General features: G+C 58.0%; 12 protein-coding genes and 2 pseudogenes. 2 read left to right on the forward strand and 12 right to left on the reverse strand.

The genetic code is table 11. The features are described 5' to 3' along the window. Window positions 1-36 precede the first annotated feature (36 nt). From minD to E5W87_RS19140, 3 genes are all read right to left on the reverse strand, one after another. Window positions 37-852: a septum site-determining protein MinD gene (gene minD, locus E5W87_RS19130; RefSeq protein WP_095482856.1), complete on the reverse strand. Its 816-nt coding sequence runs from the start codon at window positions 850-852 to the stop codon at window positions 37-39. Between the two features lie 29 nt (window positions 853-881). After that, window positions 882-1,646, reverse strand: a complete 765-nt coding sequence (gene minC / locus E5W87_RS19135) for a septum site-determining protein MinC (protein ID WP_292400759.1) — start codon at window positions 1,644-1,646, stop codon at window positions 882-884. 170 nt (window positions 1,647-1,816) lie between these two features. Further along, complete coding sequence (locus E5W87_RS19140; protein WP_292400762.1) at window positions 1,817-2,263, reverse strand: hypothetical protein; 447 nt, start codon at window positions 2,261-2,263, stop codon at window positions 1,817-1,819. 279 nt (window positions 2,264-2,542) lie between these two features. Here E5W87_RS19140 and E5W87_RS19145 point away from each other — a divergent pair, with 279 nt between their 5' ends. Next, window positions 2,543-3,256 (forward strand): SOS response-associated peptidase, encoded by a 714-nt coding sequence (locus tag E5W87_RS19145; RefSeq protein WP_292400764.1) that lies wholly within the window; start codon window positions 2,543-2,545, stop codon window positions 3,254-3,256. Here the strand turns inward: E5W87_RS19145 and E5W87_RS19150 are convergent. Together E5W87_RS19150 and E5W87_RS19155 are read right to left on the reverse strand one after the other, a co-directional pair. Continuing rightward, complete coding sequence (locus E5W87_RS19150) at window positions 3,253-3,513, reverse strand: hypothetical protein (RefSeq protein ID WP_292400767.1); 261 nt, start codon at window positions 3,511-3,513, stop codon at window positions 3,253-3,255. The genes E5W87_RS19145 and E5W87_RS19150 overlap by 4 nt on opposite strands. Before the next feature lie 3 nt (window positions 3,514-3,516). Then, a complete protein-coding gene (locus E5W87_RS19155) occupies window positions 3,517-3,777 on the reverse strand; it encodes a hypothetical protein (RefSeq protein ID WP_292400769.1) in 261 nt (86 codons plus the stop codon). A 135-nt stretch (window positions 3,778-3,912) separates the two neighbouring features. Between E5W87_RS19155 and E5W87_RS19160 the strand changes: the two genes are divergently transcribed. After that, window positions 3,913-4,092: a hypothetical protein gene (locus E5W87_RS19160; RefSeq protein ID WP_292400772.1), complete on the forward strand. Its 180-nt coding sequence runs from the start codon at window positions 3,913-3,915 to the stop codon at window positions 4,090-4,092. Window positions 4,093-4,136: 44 nt separating this feature from the next. Here E5W87_RS19160 and E5W87_RS19165 read toward each other — a convergent pair whose 3' ends face one another. The 7 genes and pseudogenes from E5W87_RS19165 to E5W87_RS19195 all read right to left on the reverse strand — a co-directional run. Further along, the gene (locus tag E5W87_RS19165) at window positions 4,137-4,715 is read right to left on the reverse strand and encodes a hypothetical protein (RefSeq protein ID WP_292400775.1); all 579 of its coding nucleotides are present in this window, start codon (window positions 4,713-4,715) and stop codon (window positions 4,137-4,139) included. A gap of 105 nt (window positions 4,716-4,820) precedes the next feature. Next, window positions 4,821-6,737 carry an ATP-binding protein gene (locus tag E5W87_RS19170; RefSeq protein ID WP_292400777.1) on the reverse strand — a complete coding sequence of 639 codons (1,917 nt, stop codon included), beginning with the start codon at window positions 6,735-6,737 and terminating at the stop codon, window positions 4,821-4,823. Continuing rightward, window positions 6,724-7,251 carry an ABC-three component system middle component 5 gene (locus E5W87_RS19175; RefSeq protein ID WP_292400780.1) on the reverse strand — a complete coding sequence of 176 codons (528 nt, stop codon included), beginning with the start codon at window positions 7,249-7,251 and terminating at the stop codon, window positions 6,724-6,726. The genes E5W87_RS19170 and E5W87_RS19175 overlap by 14 nt, the downstream gene beginning before the upstream one ends. Then, the gene (locus E5W87_RS19180; protein ID WP_292400783.1) at window positions 7,251-7,811 is read right to left on the reverse strand and encodes an ABC-three component system protein; all 561 of its coding nucleotides are present in this window, start codon (window positions 7,809-7,811) and stop codon (window positions 7,251-7,253) included. Before E5W87_RS19180 ends, E5W87_RS19175 begins: the two co-directional genes overlap by 1 nt. Before the next feature lie 376 nt (window positions 7,812-8,187). After that, window positions 8,188-8,283: pseudogene (locus E5W87_RS19185) on the reverse strand (BA14K family protein); the annotation flags it as partial. Window positions 8,284-8,697: 414 nt separating this feature from the next. Next, window positions 8,698-8,847, reverse strand: a complete 150-nt coding sequence (locus E5W87_RS19190; protein WP_023677295.1) for a hypothetical protein — start codon at window positions 8,845-8,847, stop codon at window positions 8,698-8,700. Window positions 8,848-8,851: 4 nt separating this feature from the next. Continuing rightward, a pseudogene (locus E5W87_RS19195) lies at window positions 8,852-9,050 on the reverse strand (DUF2934 domain-containing protein); the annotation flags it as partial.

A 9,050-nucleotide genomic window follows, 5' to 3' on the forward strand; every position in this document is an offset into this window, starting at 1 on the left:
GCGCGCTGCCGCGCCGCTTGAAAAGGTCCAACAGGTTCATGCTGCCCTCCTTCCAAAAAGCCGGTCGAGAAAGCCCTTGCGCTCGAACGGCACGACGACCGGCAACTCCTCGCCCTCGAGCCGTTTGGCGGCCTCGATATAGGCGCGGGCAGCGGAATTGGTGGGATCGCTAAGCGTCACCGGCGAACCGAGGTTGGAGGCCCTGAGCACGTCCTGGCTCTCGGGAATGATGCCCAGGAGCGGCGTCGACAGGATTTCCAGCACGTCGTCGATCGAGAGCATTTCGCCGCGAGCCGCGCGGGCGGCATCATACCGCGTCACCAGCACGTGCTTGGCGATCTGCTCGCCCCGCTCGGCCTTCACAGTCCTCGCATCGAGCAGGCCGATGATGCGATCGGAATCGCGCACCGAGCTGACTTCCGGGTTGGTGACGATGACCGCCTCGTCGGCAAAGCGCATGGCAAGCTGCGCGCCGCGCTCGATGCCGGCCGGGCTGTCGCAGAAGACATAGTCGAACACCGAGCGCAGCTTGTCGATCACCTCGCCCACGCCCTCCTCGGTCAGCGCATCCTTGTCGCGCGTCTGCGAGGCCGGCAGCAGGAACAGCGTCTCGACCCGCTTGTCACGGATCAGTGCCTGCGAGAGCTTGGCCGTTCCCTGGATGACGTTGACCAGGTCGAACACGACCCGCCGCTCGGCGCCCATGATCAGATCGAGATTCCTCAAACCCACATCGAAGTCGACCAGAGCCACCTTCTTGCCGGTTCGCGCGACCGCGGCACCAAGGGCGGCCGTCGAGGTCGTCTTGCCGACGCCCCCCTTGCCTGAGGTGACCACCACTACCTTGCCCATATATGCCTCCATTATTGTTGTTGGGATCGTCAGTTGAACGGCGCGATGCGCAGCGTGTCTTTTTCGAGAAAGGCCTGGACGGCTTTTCCGCGCAAGGACGGCTCCATCTCCTCGGCGGTGCAATACCAGCCGTCGACCGACAGCAGCTCCGCCTCGTTTTTGCGGCAGAAGATGCGCGCCGCCGAATGGCCGAGCACGCCGGCCGACGCGCGCCCGCGCAGCGTGCCGTAGACATGGATGGAGCCGGCGGCGACGATCTCGGACCCGGAGGCGACGGAGCCCAGCACGATGACGTCGCCATGCGCGTGGAAGACCGACTGGCCCGAGCGGATCGGCGTCTTGACCATAAGTGTGGCCGGCGCTTCCGGCTGCCTGTCTTCTGGTTGCTTGCCCTGTTCCGCCCTGTCCGCGTCTTCTGGCTTGCCCGTCTCTTCCGGCCTGCCCTTGCCGTCGGCCTGCATGAGCAGCCCGGCGGTGGCCTCCTTGGCGCCGATCAGCACCGGCGGCAGATTGGCCTCAAGTGCGGTGTTGCCGTCGAGCTCGATGGCATAGATGCGGATGCCGCGCAGGCCAAGCTCAGCGACAAGCGTCTCGATCTGTCCGACCTCCGGCTTTAACGTGTTGAGATTAAGCACCACCGGCCGGCCGGCAAAGTAGCCCGGCGAGTTGCCGATCCAGCGATCGAGGCTTTCCAGCCACTCCGAGAGCGGCGCCTCCGGCGTCAGCGTGAAGGCGACGAACGAGCGGGCGCGAAAGCGAATGGATTTGGTCTCGACGGGGGCGGCGAAGGTCACGGACAGCGATTCCTTACTGATAGGTAAACGCTAGCCAGCCATGGTTAACGAAAGGTTAACGGAGGGGGTGTTTGCGGCATCCGGAAAGCTGTTACTGACAGACCTGGCGGTGTCAGCAGCCTTGCGGACAGCGCTGGAAATTGCCTGCCCTCTCCTCGACACCTTGCTGGCTAAGCGCCCTTCGCTGCGTCCTCGATCAGTTCCGCTAGCAAGCTAGAGAACCGCTCGTCAGACCTATCCCCTATGTTTCCCACTTCTCTCGCCACGATCCCGGGCGAAGAGACTGACACTTCCCCACTCAGATGAACGTCGACCGTGAACGTCCTTCTGACTACCTCCTTCTCCATGCCTCGCTTCCTGTAGACTTGGAACCGAATAGACGGTGTTGACGCTTTGGCTTGGCGGCCTGGCGCGGTGTCCATCTCGACAGTCACCTCGCCCGTCACGTCGGCCTGGGCCGCTTGCAACGACGCAACCACGACGTCGTTTAGCCAGGCCCTGGCTTGCGCGCCGAAGTCCACCGCACTTCCCTCGGCCTTCTCATTGCCGACCTTCCCCTCTTGCTCACGGCGAGCTTCCTTCCCGCGCTCAAGGGCTTCTTTGAACTTGGACATCATGGTTTGCCTCCGATTGTGAAGCGCATGAGACCGGCCGTCACATCCGCCATGGTCCTCCTAATGGGTAGAACGCGCGGAATCGGCGTGCGTTGCGTGAGCGGAGCCCGTGGTTCGCCGCTGTGCACGGTAGTCTCCTTCTGGCGCGGTCGATCGCCGGGGTGGCGGCGGTGATCGCGGCGCTGTCGTGGTGGCTGGGGTAGCGTGTCAGCAGCCGAGCGACAGCGCTGGAAATTGCCTGCCCTTTCCCACAAGATGCCTGAACATCCCTGAGGGTTCGACATGTGTAACCTCTACAACATCACCACCAGCCAGGAAGCGATCCGCCAGTGGACCCGCGCCTTGCGCGACATTCTTGGCAATCTCGAACCCTCCATCGACATCTACCCCAACCAGCCCGGCCCGGTGGTGCGCAACGCACCGGACGGGACGCGCGAGCTGGCCAATCTGCTGTGGGGCATGCCAACGCCGATTGAGCGGGTGAAGGGCAAGGCCGACTACGGCACCACCAACATCCGCAACCCGCAATACGGCCACTGGCAGCAATATCTCGGCGTCGAGAACCGCTGCGTGGTGCCGCTCACCAGCTTTGCCGAACCCAGCCCGACGCCGGGCGACAAGGACCCGGATACCGGTATCCAGAGGAACTACTGGTTCGCGCTGAACGAGGAGCGGCCGCTGTTCTTCTTCGCCGGCCTGTGGACGCGCTGGCAAGGCGTGCGCAAGGTCAAGGACGGCCCCGGCGACTTCGAGCTCTACGGTTTTCTGACCACCAAGCCAAACGCCCTGATCGCGCCGATCCACGAGAAGGCCATGCCTGTCATCCTGACCACGCAGGAGCAAACCGAGACCTGGCTGACCGCGCCGTGGTCGGAGGCCAGGCACCTGCAGCGCACGGCACCCGACGACGCGCTGGTGATCGTCGACAAGCCGGCGACGCAGATCAAGTTTCCGCCGCAGGCGCCACAGGCGCCGGTGCAGGGATCGCTGTTCTAAAGCTTGAACTTCTGCAACACCCAGACGTAGCCCTTCGGCGGATGGTCCTGGTCGATGAACTGGGTGCGCACTGTAGTATCCTTCCGGCTGCATCGTTTGCACTTGAACTTGATGGTCTCCAGCGGCTTGTTCCAGCCCACCACCTGAGCGACATCATTCGCCCTGAAGCGTCCGACATGGTAGCAGTGGCCGCATTCGACGATCAGCAGCATGTTGGCCTTCGCGGCACGTCCAACGCTGTCCATCGGCCCGGCCATGGTTCATTTCCGAGTCAGGTAATCCTCGGGAAGCGGGAGCAGGCCAAGATTCGGCATCCGGAAATCGGGCTCCTTCTCCGCTAGGCTGGCCATCACCTCATGCAATTTGTCGGTAAGCCCGCAAAGCTGCCAATACAGCTCGCCATGCGCCTTCAGATGCAGTTGCGACGAAAGCACGGTCTTGCGCAGGCTCAGGGCGTCCCTGATGATCGCCTCCGCATCCCTCGTCGACAGCCTGTCAAACCGGCTTTTTCGTCTGCCCACGCGGCTCTCCCCAATTTGTGAGCAACCGCCCCACCTACTGACAAATAGGAAGGCATTCCTCGCGGAGTCAATTCGCCCTTGACATTTTTGTTCCCGTTTTGTTCAATTTGAACAGAAACTATCGGAGGCATCGCCATGGACCACATCGTGACGCTGGACAGCCGCCAGGAGGCCGCCCTTCAGACCATCGCCGACCAGTTCATTGCCCAGCACAAGGGCGACGCGGTGAAGGCGCTGAAGGAAATGATCGTGCTGAATGGCCATCTGCAGGAGCGGCTTGGTGCGGTGGAGGGCCGGCGCCGGGCGAGAGACTGAGGCACCACGACGCTTATGTCGAGGAAGTGAAAGGCCAGCCCAGGCTATTTAATCATGACGCACAAGACACGGCGTGTCAGATCGAGCCCCGCCGCAGACAAAAGAATAAAGCCTAACGCATAGAGCGCTATGGTCAGGTAGACCGCAAGCCGCAGTGTGTACCTGTTCATTACATTATAGTAACTTCTCAATACATCGATCGCCAGCTGGTCGTCCTTGGCCTGCTGAAGCGAGTCGGAGGCGGATTTGAGGCTGGCTTTGTCGCGAGCGAGCCATGCTGCCCTTTCCAGGAAATCTCCACGAAGGTGGGGTCTCCGTGCGGACACAGTTACAAATAGGGAGCGAAGGTTCCTAGCCGTCACACGCGGCAGTTCCCGCTCCACGTAGTGCGAGATATTGCCGTATATCTTGATGGTCTTGGGTGCCAACGTCCTAAATACTATTGAACCCACCCCTAGGAGCACCAAGGCCAAGTATGTCAGGTTGAGCTTTTGCCACATCGTCAGCCAAGGAGCGCAACTCCCGACATCCGTTTGTAAGCTGAGCAAGCCACCTAGCCCCCCCAGGTACCGTTCAACAGTCGAATGATAGAGAATGGCATAGCCTATGAATGGCGCAGCCATCGTCGCCGTCGCCACGCCGGAGCGACCGAACCCAGATACCGTCTCCCAATTGCACGTCCTGTGACAAAAATCGTCCGGTATATGTTTGACTTCCTGCGCCATATCTTAATTGATCTTTAGTGTACGATTGTCGTGAGTATAGAAATCGCCAACCGTAATTGAGGGTATATCAAGTTCGTGGGCAATCATTGACGTGGCAATGATGATCTGATGCTCGGAGATGGCTTCGTCTGATTTCTGCGACAGTAGTCGTTGGAAATTCCTGCTCCGATCCGGTTCCATTCCCTTGTCCTCAACGGTATCCATGATGAGGAACCTAGGATGGGAAAAGGTCCGATCATTGGCGGCGGCGAACAGTAAACCAGCAAGAAAACTATTTCGCAAATAAACCATCGAACTGGCAGAGAAAAAAGACTCTCCGTCTACTGCGATCCTATCGGCGTCAAATTCGAATGTAATCTCAGTGGCCGACGCAAACGTAGACTGACGCTCAAGGTCACTTTTCAAGAAGAACAAAACTTCGCTCTGTATTTTCGCCGCTGCTTGTGCCTTTTGGCTTATTGTCCGCCGTTGCTCGAACTCAATAGTGGCGTTAGTCCCTTCGAGTTGCCCAGAAAGGTCGGCGCGCAAACGTGCCAATTCTGCCAACTCTTCGGCGACCGCCTGTTTCGCTGCAAGCTCCTCTAGTTCCCGTTTTTTATATCCCAACTCCCTGTTCAGGCGACTCAGCTGCGATCGAAGTTCGGTTGTAGGATTTCGAATAACTACGCTATAGCGCTCACTCGCTTGCTGCCAGAACTCCTTGTATCCGGAAATCTCGGTCCGCTTTTCAAGGATCTGATCGGCGCGCTTTTTCAGAAGCTCGGTCGATTTTTCTCGCTGCCTCGAATATTCGTTAATTAGCTGGAGGGAGCGTCTTCTCACTCGATCATGGTCATATGCTGACTTACACAGGTGGCAAGCACCTTCAACCTCATGTTCAGAGATCGGGGCGAGACAAGAGGGGCAAAATTCAAACTTGAGGAGGTCAAATTCGGTGAGTACGTCTTGAGAGTGGTGAAGCTCTTCCAAGCGTTTTTCGAGTGCGGTGATAAATTCCTCAGAGTCGGCCCGTTCGATTTCGAGTTCATCGAGTTGTTGTTGTGCGAATGCCAGAAGCCGCTGATATTTTAACACTTCCTCATGCGCCTGCCTTTGCTCGCTCAGGGTTAAGCGATCTGTTACCCCCGCCTGGAAGATTTGGTTTTCCGCCTCCTGAATTTGCTCTGCTAACCTATCGATCTCACGCTCGATCGTAAGCTTCTCGGAGGCGACCCATTCGATCGTTAGTGGATGGCCGGATTTACTGTGGAGCCGTATCAACGATCGGATTTGGCTCTCGTTCTCCTTAATTTGGTCGTCTAGTTCCCGCTTTTTCAACCGAGCCGAGTAATACGCGTTACTGTAGGCTCCTAACAACAACTCGCCCACCGTCTGCCTTGTGGTTGCGTCATCGAACCGCTGATCACGAAAAATCCGCTCAACAGAAGACAGTTGATCCGAATAAAGAAGCCTGAGGACTTGGTTTATCGTTATTTTAGTGTTTGTCTCACCGTATTGCACCTCCGGCAATCCGAGATAACGGAAGAGGACTTGCGAAAAACTGTCTCCGGAACCTCGGGAATACGAGTAGAGGCTCCAACCCTCTGCCGCAGAGTTCAGGGCTTCCTCTATCGGGCCTTCAAACATACGCATAGGACGTTGCGAACGGGGATCAATCTCACGAGCTATGGTGATATCGACGCCGTTTACGAGCACGCCTGCCACGACCTGGTCACACAGAAGGGAGGCCTCTCGCCATTGGCTTTCCAATAAGTCGCCGCCAAGAACATAGAATAGAAAGTCCATGATCGACGACTTGCCCGAACTGTTTTGTCCGCGAATGATGTTCAGGCCGTTATGGAACGTCTCGTCGTATGCAATGTGGCCTTTGCGCGAGACCACAAGTCTCCTCACCGCCAAGTTCGGTTTATACATTGTCATAGCGATGCTCGCTCAAACCGCTGCGATGCTTCAACCCGTCTGCCCCATGAATCCGAATTTGAGGCAGATCAATACTTAAGAGGCTCACTAGATCTTTCTGCGCTTTCACGTGGGCGTCGATTTTCTGCTGCATTACAGCAGAGACGGATTCAGGACCCAGCCGCACCGTTCCCTTGTTGGCACCACGGGCTGTGAGTACCGAACGGGCAACCAACGCGTTTTTCGCCATGTTCTGAATGGGCTCCATGCGATCGAACAACACGGTTGATGCGGGGAGAACATCAAAGCTCCCTTTCCGATATCCGCGGACTATTGCGTTCCGACGTGCAGCAAACCCTGGCACCTCTCTTGTGGTTCTTAAATCCGACAAAAGCCAAGGAAAGCAAAAGTAAAAGTCGGTGATACGGAGGGTGGAAAATGTCATTTCGTTATCGACTGCAGCATTCAGAAGGCAAAGAAAGCGGAAGATCGTATTGTATGGATCATAAGCCGCCGAATAGGATAGCGAGAACATCAATGCCACCTGACAAAGCAGCGGTCAGCGAGCCAATAGATCATTCCTCTTACGTGTCCATGCGTCAGTGTGAAATGCTCAAATCCGTTACCCATATCCGCGATGATCGGCTCGATGATCATCGTCTCCACAATTTTTTCCACTTCGCTGTGATTGAGATTCTGTACATTTGGTATAATGTGGGATTCGAAAACATCGTTGATCCGCCAGAGAAACAGTGCGAAGAGTTTTTGCGCCGATGGGAAATGACGGAATCTCAACAGCAGCATAGCAAAATACTCTTGCTTCATTTCTGCCGATTCTATTTCGTGTTTCCGATCCGCTCGTTCAAGTTTTTGCTGGAGACTTGGAAACTCCTGCTGCTCTCGGCGGTTCTCGAACATCTGAAGGTCGTCGATAAACTCATTCGTTCGGATGTTATTGCAGATCTCTTTGTCCAGTTTCGACAACAACAGCACCGCCTGCGAGATCCGACTCCCGGTCACGCTGACTGACATTCTTGATTGCTCCCCCGATTCCCGCCCCATATGCTGCCACACAGTAGCAAATTCAATCCACATTGAAAGTATCCGAGCTTGAACTATTGGGCGGCGGAGAACTGCACCGAGTGAACCATTTTCCAGGTCGCTTCGAGACTTGAGGATCTCCCTGCGATTATCATCCTAATCGCGCTCTCCTCAGCGATCCTCGATGATCCTGAGATAGGCGGGGGCGCCGCCGATCACCGCGACCGCTGCGTAAGGCAGCCTAGCGACTCGGCCAGTGACAGCGAGGGCCTTGACCACTGGCCTGACTTGCCTACGACATTCGGCAGTTGATGCGCCGCGATCACAGGACGGCCCAAGCGGCACCTTCCCTCCGCCCCCGGGGAAGGACCAACACATAGACGGGATTGCAGATGCCCAACAGGGCGGACAAGGCGCCGCTCAGCGCCCCCTACTCGCACTGCCTCCGCGGGCCGCCGGAATAGGGCCGGTAGCTGTTGTCTTCCGGCCGATAGGAGCGGTAGCGGCTGAAGCAATATTGCACGTGGGTCGGGCGGAAGCTGGGCGGCGCCGGTTTCATCCGACGGAACGTCGCCATCTGTTGGCCGCGTGTCGCTCGCCTCGACATAGCTGGCGCCATCGTCGGGAGCGGCGCGGTGATGCATTTAGAGAGTACAATAGTCCGCTTGGCCACGTCGCAAGCGAACGCTTCGTCACTGAAAGGTTGATGCCGCTTGCGCGAGGTGCATCAGGTACGGTTCTGGACAATTTGCGTACCGTGCTAAAATCCGCGGGCGACCGCCATGGGCGTCGCTACCTGCTTCCGGACTAAGGCTTGGTGGACGCACCATGTTCTCGTAAAGTGTCCGGAGCAGAGATGCATGGCCGCCGTCGTCGCAGGCTCAGGTTCCGCCAGGCATGCCGCGCGACTGGCTGGCGGGCACCGGCCACCAACGCCGCCTCAATGCCTCTTGAAATACTGCACCTCGCGTTCGTGCTTCTCGGCGGCTTCGCGGGTATCGAAGGTGCCGAGATTGCGGCGCTTGCCGGTCTTTTCGTCCTTCTTGCGCGAATAGAGGCGGTATTTTCCGTCTTTGAGTTTTCTGATCATCCTGTCACTCCCCGAGCTGCTGCTTCCCCTTGAGGTTGCGCGCGGCTTGCTCGATCGCCGCCCTGTCGTTTCCCAGCCTGTCGAGCAGCTCCTGCGCCTGTTCGCCCGATATGCCGGTGCGCACCGCCAGGGCCTCCACCGTCAAGACGTCGGAGCTCGCGACCTCGCGGGTTTCCGGCAGGGCATCGCCTGCCGTCAGCGGC

The organism is Mesorhizobium sp. (assembly GCF_004962925.1).
Lineage (GTDB): Bacteria > Pseudomonadota > Alphaproteobacteria > Rhizobiales > Rhizobiaceae > Mesorhizobium.

What these genes read in the sequence shown, in the direction of transcription:
- E5W87_RS19175 (WP_292400780.1), bottom strand. Translation starts at nt 7,251, where the DNA reads ATGTTCTCGCTATCCTATTCGGCGGCTTATGATCCATACAATACGATC.
- E5W87_RS19160 (WP_292400772.1), top strand. Translation starts at nt 3,913, where the DNA reads ATGGACCACATCGTGACGCTGGACAGCCGCCAGGAGGCCGCCCTTCAG.
- E5W87_RS19150 (WP_292400767.1), bottom strand. Translation starts at nt 3,513, where the DNA reads ATGGCCGGGCCGATGGACAGCGTTGGACGTGCCGCGAAGGCCAACATG.
- E5W87_RS19190 (WP_023677295.1), bottom strand. Translation starts at nt 8,847, where the DNA reads ATGATCAGAAAACTCAAAGACGGAAAATACCGCCTCTATTCGCGCAAG.
- E5W87_RS19165 (WP_292400775.1), bottom strand. Translation starts at nt 4,715, where the DNA reads ATGGCTGCGCCATTCATAGGCTATGCCATTCTCTATCATTCGACTGTT.
- minD (WP_095482856.1), bottom strand. Translation starts at nt 852, where the DNA reads ATGGGCAAGGTAGTGGTGGTCACCTCAGGCAAGGGGGGCGTCGGCAAG.
- E5W87_RS19140 (WP_292400762.1), bottom strand. Translation starts at nt 2,263, where the DNA reads ATGATGTCCAAGTTCAAAGAAGCCCTTGAGCGCGGGAAGGAAGCTCGC.
- E5W87_RS19180 (WP_292400783.1), bottom strand. Translation starts at nt 7,811, where the DNA reads ATGTGGATTGAATTTGCTACTGTGTGGCAGCATATGGGGCGGGAATCG.
- E5W87_RS19145 (WP_292400764.1), top strand. Translation starts at nt 2,543, where the DNA reads ATGTGTAACCTCTACAACATCACCACCAGCCAGGAAGCGATCCGCCAG.
- E5W87_RS19170 (WP_292400777.1), bottom strand. Translation starts at nt 6,737, where the DNA reads ATGACAATGTATAAACCGAACTTGGCGGTGAGGAGACTTGTGGTCTCG.